Here is a 13,914-nt window from a genome sequence, read left to right as displayed (position 1 = left end):
TACGTCGTGTCGAGCACCCTGAGCGCGGTCGATTGGAATGCCGAGCTGGTGCGAGGCGACCTCGGGCAAGCGGTTCAGCGGCTCAAGCAGGAGTCTGGCGAGGGCCTGTGGGTGGGTGGCGTGACGCTCCCCCTGGCGTTGGCAGATCTGGGACTGATCGACGAGTACGAGTTCCTTGTGCAGCCGGTCCTTGCCGGACACGGGCCGACGTTGCTCGCCGGTCTGCGCGAGCGCATCCAGCTCGAGCCCCTGGGCCGCCGTGAGTTCCGGTCGGGGGCGGTCGCCCTGCGATACCGGCCCACGCGAGTTACGGCTTGACGTGATTCATCCTGGCACGTTGGCCGTTCCCTGGCGACGGGGCGGGCGCCGGAGACGGCCTCGTGGTGCGCGGCCGCCTCGGGGCTCGTGAAGGTGCCGGCCGAGGCCGTTCGCACCTCGTTGGATCAACGGGCTTGGGTCGGCTCATCCACTCGGTGGTGGAGCCCGTCGAACATGACGGCCAGAAGCTGATCACGGTGCTCGGGGGTCCGCTCCACAGCCCAGGCGACGGAAGCGATCAGCGAGAAGAGAGCCGACGCGCCCACATCGGGCCGGATCGCCCCCGCCTGCTGGGCCCTGGTCAGCAGTTGCGCCCCGGCGGCCTTGACGGCTTGGCAGGTGGCGTGGAGTTCGGACGCGGGGTCGGCGAGGCTGTCCACGAGGGCGTCGACCAGGCCGCGATAGGCCGTGGCGTGCTCGACGGCGGCCGTCAGCCAGGTGATCAGCGCTCCGCTCGGGGACGGCGAGGCGAGCAGCTCGTCCGAGCGCGTCCGCAAGCCGCGCAGGCTTTCGCCCAGTAGCGCCTCCAGCAGCGCCTGGCGGGTCGGGAAGTGCCGGTAGAGGGTCACGTTGCCGACGCCGGCGGTGCGCGCGATGTCGTTCAGCGAGGCGCCGACGCCGTGCTCGGCGAACGCCGCCCGGGCGGACGTCAGGAGCCGCTCGTAATTGCGTCGCGCATCTTTGCGCCCTACGGGCCGGGCCTGCGTCGACCGATCCGCCACGGGAACCCTCCACACATTTGCCAAAACGAGGAACCTCCTCATATGTTAGCCCACCGAAAGCGAGGAGGTTCCTCGTTTATTGTGGACACCATTCCGAGGAGTGCCATGACCGAGCACAGCACACATGCGGCGAGAACGGGATCCGGGCCGGCCGGCGCCGCCCCGCACCAGCGCCACCCCGGCCTGGTGCTCGCCATCGTGCTGATCTGCCAGACGATGTTCATCCTGGACACCAACGTGGTGAACATCGCCCTCCCCGCAATCCAGCACGACCTCGGCTTCTCCGCAGCCGGCCTGTCCTGGGTGCTCAACGCCTACATGCTGGCCTTCGGCGGTCTGCTGCTGCTCGGCGGTCGCATGGGCGACATCGTCGGCCAACGGCGGGCGCTCATCGGCGGAGTGGCCGTCTTCACCCTCGCCTCACTGGCCGGAGGACTGGCCACATCGGCCGGGATGCTGCTGGCGGCCCGTGCCGGTCAGGGAATCGGCGCCGCCGTCGCCGCACCGACCGTGCTCGCGCTGATCACCGTAGGCTTCCCTGACCCCGCGCGCCGGGCACGGGCACTGGGGGCTTACGCGGCGGTCTCCGGTTCCGGCGCCGCGATCGGCCTCATCGCCGGCGGCATGCTCACCGACTGGATCTCCTGGCGGTGGGTGCTGTTCATCAACGTGCCGATCGGCGTCGTCCTGCTGATCCTGGCCCCGCTGGTCGTCACCGAGACCGACCGCCACCCGGGCCGCTTCGACGTGGCGGGTTCCCTGACCTCGACGCTCGGCATGACCGCGGTCGTCTACGGCTTCATCCGCGCCGCCGAGCAGGGCTTCGGCGACGCGGTCACGCTCGGCGTGCTCGGCGTGGCCGCCGTCCTGCTGCTCCTGTTCGTGGCCGTCGAATCCCGTGCCCGGCAGCCGATCGTGCCGCTGCGGCTGTTCGCTGACCGCAACCGCGCCGGCGGCTACGTCGTGCTGCTGTTCGTGCTGGCCGCGGGCAACGGCATGTTCTTCTTTCTCACCCAGTTCCTGCAGCAGGTCCGCGGATACAGCCCGTTGCAGGCAGGCTTCGCGTTCGTGCCGCTGGCCCTGGTGATCCTTGCGTCCTCCGGTGCGGCGGCCCGGCTGCTGCCGCGCCTGGGCGCCAAGACGCTGATCGCCGTCGGCGCCGGGGCGATCAGCCTGGCCCTGCTGTGGATGACGCGGCTGACGCCGCAGACCGACTACGCCTCCGCGCTGCTCGGCCCCATGATGATCGCCGGTCTCGGCATGGGCATCTTGCTGGTGGGAGCCACCACCGTGTTGTCCTCCGGGATCCGAGCCGAGGATGCCGGCGCCGCCTCGGGCCTGCTCAACGTCATGCAGCAGATCGGTGGTGCGCTGGGGCTGGCCATCCTCGTCACGGTGTTCGGCGCGGCCACGCGCGCTTCGCGCGGACCGGCCCATCAGGTGCTCACCGAGGGGATCACCGCGGCGTTCACCGTCGCCGCCGTGTTCACCGCCGCCGCAATCCTCCTGGCCCTGATCATGAAGACCCGATCGGCTCCGGCAGCCGCAGAGGAGCCCACCCGATGATGCAGGAAGCAGCCTCATCTACGCCAGCGATGAGACACGGGAACGGGACCCGGTGCACGTTCTCCGTTCCACCACACTCTGCCCCCGACTCCAGGGAGCAGCGGCCCCGCCTGAATCCGAGGGGCGCGCCTGCTCTTCGGCGAGGCAGACTGGCGGCGCGACGCCACCCACCAGACCGGAAGTGGCGACTTGGCAATCGGCTCGCGAGGAGGATCGGAACGGCCGGTAGCGACTGCGGGTTATGGCTGATCAGCGGGCCGCCGAGGTCACGGGTCGTCGCGCTCCAGCCACTGCACCGCGGCGAGGAATCGTTCCGGGGTGAGCCCGGCGCGTTCTGTAGGTCTCCGGCCGAGATCTCGGCCCGATTGTCCCGCCTGGCGACTTCAAGCGCGCGAAGGAGTTTCCCGGCCCATGGTTCGGCGTCGATGCAGGGCCGGGCGGCCGCTTGGGCGCGGAGTTGCCTCATGTGATCGGCGGAGCGGGCGACCACCATCCGCCGTCCGTCCCAGGCGGGTTCGGTGGCGTGGTTCGCCGAGGAATCGGGCACGAGCCCGTACCGGCGGGTGTTCTCCCGAACGTGCCCCCAGGGCCGAAATAGCTTGCGTAGCGAACCGTCACTCTTTGTGGCGTGATCCGACGTGGCTCAGCCCAGGCCCAGCGACCTGACCAGGTCGAGCATCTCGGCGCGGTGCAGGGCGGCCGGGTTGCCTGCCACGGGGTGGATGTGGCCGTCGATCTCCAGGGCGACCAGGCCGTGCATCCGGCCCCAGACGCGCAGCGCGAGGGCCGCCGCGGCGGGCGGCACGTCGGGGAGATCCCCCTGGATCTTCGCGGCGTAGTCCGGATGGAGGTCGGACCAGGAGGTGTCTTCGGGCTGGTGGCGCCGGGCATGCGGCCACGCGGCCGCCACCAGGCGGGTGAGCTCGCGGCACACACGGCGGGCCGTCTGGTCGACCGGCCCGTCCTCGGGCGGCTGATAGCCCGGGACGGGATGTCCGTAGAAGAGCCGGAAGCTCTCCGGATGGGCCAGGGCCCACTCTCTGAGCCCCCGGCCCCAGGCCATCAGCCTGCCACCGGGGTCGGTGTCGGGCACCGCGTTGCTGGCGGACTCCAGCGCATCCGCGAGCGAGGCGGCGATCTCGCTGATCAGTGCCGTGATCAGGTCGTCCCGGGTGGGGAAGTAGCTGTAGATCGCGCGCGCGGTCATCCCCATCTCGCGGGCGATGCCCCGCAGCGAGATCGCGCCCGGCCCGCCTTCGGCCATCTGCCGCAGCGCGATGGACTTGATCTCCCGGCTCGTCTCCACCCGCAGCCGCTCCCGGCGGCTCATCATGCCCCCGGCACGGTCGCTCTCATCGATGCCCACCTTGAACAGGTTACAGGGATGCATTACCCTTCGGCGAGTCAAAAGTACACGCCGTGTCCGAATGAAACGGAGTTTCCATGCCTGCTTACGTCATCGCCAACGTCGACGTGCTCGATGAGGAGGCCGGCTGGGCCTACGCCCCCGTTGCCCAGCGGTCGATCCTCGACCACGGCGGCCGCTACCTGGTCGCGGGCCCCGTGCCCGAACCCGCCGAGGGCACTTGGGCCTCCTCCCGGCTCCTGATCATCGAGTTCCCCGACATGGACCGTGCCCGGCAGTGGTACGACTCCCCTGAGTACCGGCGGGCCAGGCAGATCCGAGACGGCAAGGCCCGCGTCGGCCTGCTCTTCGTCGAAGGCTCCCCACCCGAAGGCTTCACCCTTCCCTCCTAGGAACTCTCCGGGGAGGTGACCCCCGTGCGCTTGTCAAAGGCCGTGGGTGGACCGGGTCGACGACACCGACCCGCCGAGCGGGCCTTGGGGTCGGGAACATCCGACGAGCCGCAAAGTAGCTGTCCACGACGGCGACGAACCGGGTGAGGGCGGCTTAGCAGTGCAGGACGATCTTTCTTCGGGTGTGGCCGGTTTCGCTGCGTCGCATGGCTTCGGCGGCGTCAGCCAGGGCAGCGCGGCGGCGATGGTGATCCGCAGGGTGCCGTCCACGATGTGTTCGGCCAGTTCGGCGAGGATGCGGGCGGCGTCGGGCGGGAGGGCCCGATCGCGGACGCGGTCGGCGAGCCCGTCGCCGTAGGAGACAGGGACGGCGCGAGCGAACGCCGGTAGTCGTGGTTGGCGGCGGAGGTCGTGCCGATGACGGTGCCGCCGCGGGCGACGGCCGGCTGGACCGCGACGGTGCCGATCGCGCCCGCCGCGCCGGGGATGAGCAGGGTGTCGGCGTCGGTGACGTGCAGCAAATCGAGGTCGCAGCGGGCAACGCGGCGGCTGTGGCCCAGTCCATCGCGGCGGGTTCGACGGCGAAGACGATGCTGGTGGCGCTTGGTGGCGGAGGCCAGGAGCACACGGGTGTGCACGCTCGCACCAGTCGATGATCATCCCGTCCGGGCGGTCGACCAGTTCCTCGACGTGCTTGTCACCCGGGCGACCCGCGAGTACGTCCAGGGGCTGCCGTCGGTGCGGCGGGCGCTCGCGACCTTCCGCCGCGAGGGCTTTCGGCGCGAGAACATCGCCTGGTGCCGGCTGGCCTGCCAGCTGGCCATGGACGTGTGGGACGACGAGGCGTGCGCGGCAATGGCGGGCGGTCTGGCCGAGGCGGCCCGTGAGGGCGGCCTGCTCACGGTCTTGCCGTTCGCGCTGAACTCCTCCGCCGCTCACCAACTGTTCGCGGGCCGCTTCGATCTGGGCCATGGCGAGTAGGGTGCGGCCGCCGACGCCGCGCACCGAGCCGCCGAACCGGACGGGTCGGCTTCACCGTGTGGGTGCTCCCCGAACTGATCGAGGCCGCCATACGCGCCCTGGATGCGATGGGAGCGGCAGCGTTCGCCCAACGCGCGGAACGGGAGTTGCTGGCGACCGGGGAAACGGTCCACAAGCGCAGCCAGGGCCCGAGCGTCCAAGATCCTGACCGCGTTGCAAAGGCAGACGGACGCCGCCAGGGAGATCGGCATGGTGAGCGTGGTCTCCACGACCAGGATCCGGGCGCTGCATGGGGAGGTGTCGATTTAGGTGGGCCTGGTGGCCATTGTTCCTAGCCACATCTTCTCGACATGGCCTCGGAGGCGATGTTGCCGTCGACGCCGCCGCTCCGGATCGCCGACCAAGCGCCGTCACGACGTCGAAGGCGTGGACGGTCTTCGGGGGTCAGAGATTCGGAACGGAATCCGGCGTTAACGGGGTCCTCCCAGGTCAGTAACCCCCTGCCGCTGTGGTCTTCCGGAGGTGGTTGACGCCGGATTCCGTTCCATCGCACTGCTGGTGTACCTGCGCCGTCGCCGATCGCATGCAGAGCGTGCTGCGCGATCAGCTGATCCCGTTGGCCCGTCGGATGGGGCCCGAGCCGGAACAGGCGCCATTGAGGGCGGCCCTATGCGCCTCGACCGTGCTGGGACTCGCCCTGACGCGCTATATGCTGCGCTTCCCGGCGAGTGTGGCATTCACCCATGAGGAGATCGTGAACTGGGTCGGACCCACGATCCAGCGCTACCTCACCGCACCCACCCCCTGAAGAACACGTCGAGACGACACCGTGGCCTCGATCGCCGTGCTCGACAGCGCCATCCACGCCCGCACCGAAGCCGGAAGAACCTGGAACCGCTCTGGCTCTGGCGACCACACAAAGTGACCGCCAGAGACTCCGGCCCCACATGGACGCGCTGAACGATCAGCAAGCTGACCAGCACGGTCGCGCATCGTCAGATCTCCTCATCGTCCTCGCCCGCGCCGGGGCGATTGGGTAGGGCGAGGGTGTAGGAGCATGACGAGTATCCGAGCGAAGGTCCCGTCAGCGGGTGCCACCGCTGACTGTCCATGGAGGCGCCGGCCTCTTCATCTCTTGGGTTGAGGATCTCAGGAACAGCATGGAGTCGTGTGAACATTGGGGTTGAGGTGCAGGTCAGGCGGAAGGTGTCTCCGGTCTGGCCCGCACGGTGGTGAGGTCGGCGGCCTGGCGATCCTCGCCGGTTCGAGCTCGTGCACGAGCGGCTCGCCGGCCCGAAGCCCAAAGACCGCTCGAATCCTGTCTCCCAGGCCGGCGGAAGTGCAGCTCCTCGCCCAACGTCAGGAAGAACACCATGCCACGCAGTTCCATGATCAGAGTCCCAGGCCGTCTTGACGAAGCGGCGGATGAGGTCGCTCTCTGCCGCCCGAGCACCCAAGAGACCGGTGGGGCGTCCAGTACGGGCAGGTGGACGAGGTTGGGCGAGTCATCGAAGGGCAGGGCCTCGGCGACTGCCGCGACCCCGGCCTGGCCTGCGCCGACGGTCTTGAGCAGGTCGTCCCAGTCGGATGACCAGAGGCCCGCGCACGATCGCTCGGCCTGCGGAGGGTGACCTGCCTCTTCACCACTGCACCTCCACCGGTCGGCCGGCAGCGTGCCGACTTCTCATCAACGCCACGAGCGCTGAATCGGGCGCAGGCCATCCCATCCTCTCGGTTCGGGTCCTCGACGGTCGCCTCCGCAGCCTGTACGCCTGCTTCGAAGGGGGCTGATCCCTCAACCGTTCGCCGGGCTGTTCGGCACGGCGAGCACGGCCAGGGCTGCTGCGGCTACGACCCCGGCGCAGGCCCAGAACGCAGTGCCGTACCCCGAGGACGGTCCGCTGACGCCTGCCGTCAGCGCGGTCAGGGCCGCGAGGCCGAGGGAGCCGCCGACCTGGCGGGAGGTGTTGAGGACCCCGGAGACCAGCCCCGACTCGCCGGGGGCGGCTCCGGCCGTGGCGGTCATGGCGATCGGGGCCGAGGTGAGGCCCATCCCGCCGGTGATGAGCACGCCGGGCAGGAGGAGGCCGGTGAGCAGGCCGCTGTCCGGCGTGATCGTGGCCTGCCAGGCGAAGCCGACCGCGGCGATGAGCGTCCCCGCGGCGAGCAAGGGACGCAGGCCGACCCGGCCGAGCAGCCACGGCGTGCTCTTGGCGGCCACGATGATGGCGAGGGTGTGCGGCAGGAACGCCAGGCCCGCCTGGAGCGCACTGTAGTGCAGGACCTGCTGCATGTAGAGCGACAGGAAGTACCAGACGGCGAAGCCCGCGACCCCCAGCAGGACCTGTACCAGGAGCGTGCCTGACAGCGCGCGGGAGCGGAAGAGCCGCAACGGCATCAGCGGTGCCCGCGCGAACCTGGCCTGGACCAGCAGGAACACGGCCAGCGCCAGCACGCCCACCCCCATCGGCACCCAGGTGCGCGGCGAGCTCCAGCCATGCGCCGGGGTCTGCAGCATCCCGAACTCCAGCACCGACAGCCCCAGCGTCACCGTGATCGCGCCGGGCAGGTCCAGCTTGCCGCCGCCGGTGTCGCGGCTCTCGGGGAGCCGGCGCAGCGCCGTGATGATCGCGGCCGCTCCAAGCGGTGTGTTGATCAGCAGGATCCAGCGCCACGACAGGTAGTCGGTGAGGAGGCCTCCGGCGAGTGAGCCCACCGCCCCACCCGCCGCCCCGACCGCGCCCCAGGTGGTGATGGCTCTGACCCGTACCGGACCGGCGGGGATCGTGGTGGTGAGGATGGTCAGCGTGGCTGGAGCGATCACCGCCGCGCCGAGACCTTGAACCCCCCGCGCGGCGATCAGCACCTCGGCGGTGGTGGCGAGGCCGCCGGCCAGGCTGGCCAGCGTGAACATCGTCAGCCCTGCGACGAAGGTGCGCCTGCGTCCGAACAGGTCGGCCGCTCTCCCACCCAGCAGCAGGAACCCGGCGAAGGTGAGGGTGTAACTGTTGACCACCCACTGCAGGCCCTCCAGTCCCAGGCCGAGGGCGGTGTCCATGGCGGGCAGCGCGACGTTCACGATCGACACGTCGAGGACCACCATGAACTGCGCCACGCAGACCAGGGTGAGGATCGGCCAGAGGGGTGTGGCGCTCCGCTCGTACGTCGGGGCACCGGCGGGTTCGGTCATGATCTGGGATCTCGTGCGCGGCGGGGTCAGACGACCGCGACCGCGTCCATCTCGACCAGGCAGCCCGGGTTGAGACCGGTCACGGCATGGACGGTGATCGGGGGCGGCGGGTCGTTGCGGTTCCACGCCTCCTGGAAGGCGGCGAAGCTGTGGCCGTCGGCCACGGCGATGCGCCGGTGCACGATGTTCGCCAACGTCGCGCCCTCGCTCTCCAGGATGGCCGCGAGGTTGCGGAAGATCTGCCTGGACTGCTCCTCCACCGTGGGGCCGACGACCTTGCCGTCGTCGTCGACGCCGTTCTGGCCGCCGATGTAGATCGTATTGGCCGGCTGCTCCATCACGACGGCCTGGCTGAAAGCCGGGCTGCGGTGAAGACCTTCGGGGTTGATGTGACGGACGGTCATGTGTTCTCTCCTAGAAACCAGTTATAGGGGTTTCACAAGTGACACCAGTTATAGTGGTGTCACACGGATGCACGCAACCGGACGGGTCCTGCGCGCCCCCAAGGGCCGCTTCGTTCCGATTCGATGCCGGAGCCGTCTGCCTCGACTTCCCCCACCGCTGGTGAGGGGCGGCGCGAAGTTTTCGAGGGCCTCCACCAGCCTGCCGACCTCACCGCATGGCTGGCCGGGCCGCCGCTGGCCGTAGCGATGACGGACGCCGCCTGTCGCCAGTTTGGCTGGATCACGACAGATAGCCTGAAGTCTGCCGCCCGAAATCGGCGTCCACGTTCGAGGGGGAAGTCCCGGCCTGGCGTTCTGTCAGCTGTGAACGCCGCGCCCAGGTGATGGACAGCGACGCGCTCGGCGGCTCGGTCCAGATGACGAACGTTCCGCTGGCCACAAGCGCGGCGCAGGCAGCCAAGCCGCTGGCCCGTACGTCGATCGGGCCGGCAGATCGATGGTGAGCGAGGTTCTGCGCCAGGCGCTCCATGCACCACGAGGGCCGCCGCCGTCGCTCTCTTCCTGTCCCCCATTGTCCCTGCTATGTGGGACTTGCCATGAGATCATCTCCTGGGTCACGGTGGCTTATGCAGGAGCGGGACATGATCACGATCGGTGTCATCGACGATCACGATCTCATCCGACACGGGCTCGAACACGTCCTGGCTCAGTCGGAGGATTTCGCGGTCGTGCTCAGCGGGCGCGACCTGGCAGCCGTCGGCACCCAGCCCGAGCTGGACGTGCTGGTGCTCGACCTGTATCTGGGGGACGACGAGCCGTGCGTGCCCGCCATCGCCGAGCTGTCGCAGCTGTACAACATCCTGGTGATCTCAGCCTCGGCCAGACCCGCCGATCTGGTGGCCGCCGTACGAGCCGGGGCACGCGGCTACGTCACCAAGAGCGAACCCGCCGAGCTCCTGGCCAGCGCCATCCGCGTCGTGGCGGCCCGCGGCTTCTACCTGTCGGCCGAGCTGGCCGACATCCTGCACGCGCGGTTGTCGACGCTGACCAAGCCCAGCCCGGAGGTGCCGCTGGCGCCGCGCGAGGAGGAGGTGCTCATCCATATCGCGCAAGGCTTCACCTACGACCAGATCGCCCGCCGGATGGGCATCAAGAAGTCCACGGTCGACACCCACGTGGAGCGGATCAGGCGCAAGCTGCAGGTTGGCAACAAGGCCCAGCTGATCGCCGCCGCCCTGGACCGGATCGCCGAGCGAGCCATCCGTGGCCAGTGAGGCCGGCGCCCGTACCGACGCCGTGCTCGCCTGGACGGTCATCCTCTTCCGCGCAGGAGCCCTGGCCGAGGTGGTCGCGCTCAACTACGTGGGCGACAGTGGCTGGCGGCGGCACATTCCCGGCTTCGGCGGCGCGCTGGCGGTGCTCGGGCTGACAAGTGCCGTGGTGGTCGTGGCGTGCCGGCTTCGCCGCCGGCCCCCGGCGGGCCGGCTCGTCGCGGCTGACGCCGTGCTGACCGCCGGGGTCGGCGTCGGGATGACGGTGGTCGCCGGCGCCGCGCTCCGCGGGTCGGGCCCCGACTTCCTGCTGCCGTACATGTTGCTGGTGTCCATCGGCATCGGCGTGTGCGTGCGCACGCTGCCCGGCGCGCTGGCGGCCACCGCGCCGCTGGCCGCGGCCTACTTGTACATGCAGGCCTCGAGTGGCTTCTTCTGGCTGGGCGCGCTGCCGCACACGATCGGGTTCTGGGTCAACGCGGGTATCGCCTGGTTCGTCACCTCCCTGCTGCGCAGGAACGCCGCCGAACTGGACGAGGCGCGCGGGCAGGTGGCCAGGCTGGCCGCTGAGCAGGAACGTGCCAGGAACGGCCGCATCCTGCACGACCGGGTCCTGCAGACCCTGGAGGCCCTGGTCCGCGACGGGTGGGTGAGCGACGAGCAGGTCAGGCGGCACGTGGCCGCGGAAGCGAGGTGGCTGCGCCGCTACGTGCGGGGCGAGCACGACAGCGCCGGCAACAACCTGGTCACCGCGTTGGAGGAAGTGGTCGAACAGGCCAACCAGGCAGGGCTGAACGTCCAGTTGCACGCCTCCGGCCTGAAGTCCGCCGACGTGGTTCTGCCGATCGCCACGGTCGAGGCGGTGACCGGCGCGGTACGGGAGGCGTTGACGAACGTTCGTAAGCACGCCGGCACGGACCAGGCCGTTGTGCACGGCCAAGCACGTCGCGGGGAGATCGTGGTCAGCGTCCTGGACCAGGGCGACGGCTTCGACGCGCGGGGTGCGGGGTTGGGGTTGCGAGAGTCGATCGAAGGCCGGATCGCCGACATCGGTGGCACGACCGTAGTCGACTCGGCACGCGGTGAGGGCACCCTGGTCGAACTCCGTGTCCCCTCATGACACCACCCTTGCTGTCCCCCTAATTCACGACTGTTCGGATGAGATCTTCCTCCGGACACTGGCATGCATGAAGCCCCACCGCACCACGTCGACGGCACGCCGTGCCGGGAACGGGCATCCAGCCTCACAGAACGGCGGCGAGGGATGGGCGTGGATCCTGAGTGCTCTGAAAACCCTGGTCGAGACCGGCCTGCCGTTGACGGCCGCAACCTGACCCCCGGCCATTCCTCGTTTGCCTCGTCGTCCTCGGAGCCCCCATGACCTACACCTTCGACACCTATATCCGTGCCACACCTCAGCAGGTGTGGCAGACCTTCACTGACCCTGAACTCAGCCCGCACATCAACTTCGGCGCGACCATCGAATCCGACTGGCGTGCAGGCTCGCGCCTGCCCAGCAGAATCGGCGAAGGCCCGGTCATGGTCGACGGCATCGTGCTGGCGGCCGAGGCCCCCCATCGGCTGGTGCGCACCTGGCAGGAGCAGTGGAACCCGGCCGCACGGGCCGAGCCGGCCTCCCGCGTCATCTACACCTTCACCGAGATGGCCCACCTGACGCACGTGCACGTGGTGCACGACCAGCTGGACCCCGCCAGTGTGACGGCCGGCCTCACCGTACGGGCTTGGCCGATGGGACTGGCCAACCTCAAGACCTTCGTCGAGACCGGCGAACCGCTCGGCCTCACCTTCGAGCTGATCGCCGCCGTCACCTCCTGAGCTGCTCCACGCCCGGCCTGCGCACAACGTGTCTCATCTGCCGTTGCGCGTTTCGTCTCGGCGTTGCCCACTCCAGCACCGTGGGCGACAACGCCGCTGATCCTCCGCCATCCCTGGCACACACGTTCCTGACACCCCCGCTGGAGAGCCATGACCACCTTGTCGCGTTCCCTGACAGTCATCGTTCCCGCCCTGATCTTGACCACTGTCTCCGCCGCCCCCGTCCAGGCCGCCTGGCCTCGTGTCTCCTTCCTGGAACCGAAGGTGACAGTGCTCGACTTCGGCAACGCCGCCCAGGGCTGCGCGGGCGGCAAGGACGCCCAGTACAACACCGGAGTCGATGACAACGGCACGTCTGTGAACTGGACCTACGCCAACGGCTCGCACCGCTGCCTGGAGGTGGGCTATCAGCCCTACTCCCGCAGGGAGGCGTGCACCTACTCCTTCTACGTGCCCAAGGGCAACCTCGCCACCGGCCAGATCAACTTCCACTTCGAGTACGGCAACGCGCGACCTTCCCGGGGCAACGACGTCGTGACCCTCGACGAAGGGCCCGTCTGGTCGTGGCGCGTCATCGCCAGGCGCGCGGGTGTGACGCGCATCTGGTTCGGTGACGACAACGGACAGCGTCACCCGGCGAAGATCGGCTGGGGCCGGTCCGCCGCGTGGAGCATCAAGCAGGAATGCCCGGCATGACCGCTTCTGCTCCGGCGACGCGGGCCGGGCGACGCATGGTGCCCGAGACCGTGCACGCCTGCGCGTTCCTGTCCTACCTGCTGGCCGGCGGCCTGCTCGCGGAGCTGTCGATCGTGCATCAGATGATCGAGCTGGGGCTCCTGGCGGCCGACGACTGGGACGGCATACAGCCGCTGGTGCTGCTGTTGGCGCTGCCGATGCTCGCCGCGGCGGTGGCCGTGCACTTGGGCGTGCGTCCGGCCAGGCCGGTGCTGGCCATCGCCGCGTGGCTGCTGGCGGCGTTCCTGGTCATCCTCGCGATCGGCGTGGCGGGGCTCTCCTCAGTGCCTGCGACGGTCTGGCTGGCCATCCTGGTGAACGCTGTCGCGGCCGTCGTCGTGGCCAGACTGCCCTACGGCCAGGACGCCGACGCCTACCTGCGGGGGCGCGGCCTCAGCAGGGCCGAGGCCCGCACCGCCGCGCGGGCCCGGGGGCGGGCGCCGGGTGGTGTCGTCCTGGCGGCCGTCTGCCTGGGCTCGGCCGCTCTGGTGGGAGTCATCGCCACGGTGGACCTGGCAGTGAACGCGGGCGGATCCGCGATGCCGCCGCTGGCGATCGCCGCCATGGCGGTGGCGCTGGTCAGGGGGCTGCTCAAGGGCAGGCTGTGGGCGCGCGCCTATGCGGTCACCCTGCTCGCCCTCGCCCTTGCAGCCGGGACGGTCACGGTGATCGGCCTGTGGCGGGCCTCGATCCCGCGGCATGACCTGCTGGCCTCCGCGCCACCCGACGTGGGCCCGGCGGTGCTGACGGCGCTGCTGGTCATGGCCGTTGACGCCGTCCTGCTGTACGCGCTGGCCTGGAAAGACACCAGCATCGACTACTTCACCGCCGGCTGGTGAGCGAGGAAGCCTGTTCCAGCTCGACCGGCAAGCCGCGGACGATCTCGCGGCCGAGGTGTTCCTGGCCGCGTTCGAGAAGCGCGGGACGTTCGCCCCCGGCGCGGCGGCTGGCCGCGCCACTGCCCGACGGCGACCGGGACGGGGCGTCGGCGGCTTCGGCGCGGCCCAGTACACCGACCTCAAGGACGGCGGCAAGGAGGTGCTCGGCAAGTCGGGCGTGACGGCGTACAAGGCCGGCTGGACGGACGACAGGCCCGCCGTTGCGGCCGCGAGCTGACCGGTCCGGCCGGAGGC

At 69.8% G+C, this 13,914-nt stretch carries 17 protein-coding genes; 11 read left to right on the top strand and 6 right to left on the bottom strand.

Going from position 1 to position 13,914, the window contains the following annotated elements; genetic code table 11:
* Window positions 1–318: dihydrofolate reductase family protein (locus ABT158_RS45325; protein WP_352364647.1), on the top strand; the 318-nt coding region annotated here is incomplete at its 5' end.
* A 125-nt stretch (window positions 319–443) separates the two neighbouring features.
* Here ABT158_RS45325 and ABT158_RS45320 read toward each other — a convergent pair.
* Window positions 444–1,040, bottom strand: a complete 597-nt coding sequence (locus ABT158_RS45320) for a TetR/AcrR family transcriptional regulator (protein ID WP_352364645.1) — start codon at window positions 1,038–1,040, stop codon at window positions 444–446.
* A gap of 105 nt (window positions 1,041–1,145) precedes the next feature.
* On the opposite strand from ABT158_RS45320, the gene ABT158_RS45315 reads away from it, so the two are divergent.
* Window positions 1,146–2,606, top strand: coding sequence for an MFS transporter (locus ABT158_RS45315; protein WP_352364643.1), 1,461 nt, complete (start codon window positions 1,146–1,148; stop codon window positions 2,604–2,606).
* A gap of 643 nt (window positions 2,607–3,249) precedes the next feature.
* Here ABT158_RS45315 and ABT158_RS45310 read toward each other — a convergent pair.
* The gene (locus ABT158_RS45310) at window positions 3,250–3,972 is read right to left on the bottom strand and encodes a TetR/AcrR family transcriptional regulator (RefSeq protein WP_352364641.1); all 723 of its coding nucleotides are present in this window, start codon (window positions 3,970–3,972) and stop codon (window positions 3,250–3,252) included.
* Window positions 3,973–4,049: 77 nt separating this feature from the next.
* On the opposite strand from ABT158_RS45310, the gene ABT158_RS45305 reads away from it, so the two are divergent.
* On the top strand, window positions 4,050–4,364 hold the full coding sequence (locus ABT158_RS45305) for a DUF1330 domain-containing protein (RefSeq protein WP_352364639.1): 315 nt from the start codon (window positions 4,050–4,052) through the stop codon (window positions 4,362–4,364).
* A gap of 221 nt (window positions 4,365–4,585) precedes the next feature.
* Here ABT158_RS45305 and ABT158_RS51365 read toward each other — a convergent pair whose 3' ends face one another.
* Window positions 4,586–5,002 (bottom strand): hypothetical protein, encoded by a 417-nt coding sequence (locus ABT158_RS51365; RefSeq protein ID WP_502911622.1) that lies wholly within the window; start codon window positions 5,000–5,002, stop codon window positions 4,586–4,588.
* On the opposite strand from ABT158_RS51365, the gene ABT158_RS45295 reads away from it, so the two are divergent.
* Both ABT158_RS45295 and ABT158_RS45290 read left to right on the top strand, forming a co-directional pair.
* On the top strand, window positions 4,995–5,345 hold the full coding sequence (locus ABT158_RS45295; protein WP_352364637.1) for a hypothetical protein: 351 nt from the start codon (window positions 4,995–4,997) through the stop codon (window positions 5,343–5,345). The genes ABT158_RS51365 and ABT158_RS45295 overlap by 8 nt on opposite strands.
* 583 nt (window positions 5,346–5,928) lie before the next feature.
* Window positions 5,929–6,153: a TetR/AcrR family transcriptional regulator gene (locus tag ABT158_RS45290; protein WP_352364635.1), complete on the top strand. Its 225-nt coding sequence runs from the start codon at window positions 5,929–5,931 to the stop codon at window positions 6,151–6,153.
* A gap of 987 nt (window positions 6,154–7,140) precedes the next feature.
* Here the strand turns inward: ABT158_RS45290 and ABT158_RS45285 are convergent.
* The 3 genes from ABT158_RS45285 to ABT158_RS45275 form a co-directional block, all read right to left on the bottom strand.
* On the bottom strand, window positions 7,141–8,535 hold the full coding sequence (locus ABT158_RS45285) for an MFS transporter (RefSeq protein ID WP_352364633.1): 1,395 nt from the start codon (window positions 8,533–8,535) through the stop codon (window positions 7,141–7,143).
* A 26-nt stretch (window positions 8,536–8,561) separates the two neighbouring features.
* Window positions 8,562–8,939 carry a RidA family protein gene (locus ABT158_RS45280; protein WP_352364631.1) on the bottom strand — a complete coding sequence of 126 codons (378 nt, stop codon included), beginning with the start codon at window positions 8,937–8,939 and terminating at the stop codon, window positions 8,562–8,564.
* Between the two features lie 280 nt (window positions 8,940–9,219).
* A complete protein-coding gene (locus tag ABT158_RS45275; protein WP_352364630.1) occupies window positions 9,220–9,468 on the bottom strand; it encodes a hypothetical protein in 249 nt (82 codons plus the stop codon).
* Window positions 9,469–9,580: 112 nt separating this feature from the next.
* Between ABT158_RS45275 and ABT158_RS45270 the strand changes: the two genes are divergently transcribed.
* The 6 genes from ABT158_RS45270 (at window position 9,581) to ABT158_RS45245 (ending at window position 13,897) form a co-directional block, all read left to right on the top strand.
* Window positions 9,581–10,213 (top strand): LuxR C-terminal-related transcriptional regulator, encoded by a 633-nt coding sequence (locus tag ABT158_RS45270; protein WP_352364628.1) that lies wholly within the window; start codon window positions 9,581–9,583, stop codon window positions 10,211–10,213.
* Window positions 10,203–11,330 carry a sensor histidine kinase gene (locus ABT158_RS45265; protein ID WP_352364626.1) on the top strand — a complete coding sequence of 376 codons (1,128 nt, stop codon included), beginning with the start codon at window positions 10,203–10,205 and terminating at the stop codon, window positions 11,328–11,330. Before ABT158_RS45270 ends, ABT158_RS45265 begins: the two co-directional genes overlap by 11 nt.
* Before the next feature lie 257 nt (window positions 11,331–11,587).
* Complete coding sequence (locus ABT158_RS45260) at window positions 11,588–12,046, top strand: SRPBCC domain-containing protein (protein WP_352364624.1); 459 nt, start codon at window positions 11,588–11,590, stop codon at window positions 12,044–12,046.
* 198 nt (window positions 12,047–12,244) lie between these two features.
* Window positions 12,245–12,742 (top strand): hypothetical protein, encoded by a 498-nt coding sequence (locus ABT158_RS45255; protein ID WP_352364622.1) that lies wholly within the window; start codon window positions 12,245–12,247, stop codon window positions 12,740–12,742.
* Window positions 12,739–13,620 carry a hypothetical protein gene (locus ABT158_RS45250; RefSeq protein ID WP_352364620.1) on the top strand — a complete coding sequence of 294 codons (882 nt, stop codon included), beginning with the start codon at window positions 12,739–12,741 and terminating at the stop codon, window positions 13,618–13,620. Before ABT158_RS45255 ends, ABT158_RS45250 begins: the two co-directional genes overlap by 4 nt.
* Before the next feature lie 55 nt (window positions 13,621–13,675).
* On the top strand, window positions 13,676–13,897 hold the full coding sequence (locus ABT158_RS45245; RefSeq protein WP_352364618.1) for a hypothetical protein: 222 nt from the start codon (window positions 13,676–13,678) through the stop codon (window positions 13,895–13,897).
* The last annotated feature ends 17 nt before the right edge of the window (window positions 13,898–13,914 follow it).

This window comes from Nonomuraea sp. NPDC001636 (assembly GCF_040298265.1).
Classification (GTDB): domain Bacteria; phylum Actinomycetota; class Actinomycetes; order Streptosporangiales; family Streptosporangiaceae; genus Nonomuraea.
This window is presented reverse-complemented; position numbering and strand designations above follow the sequence as displayed.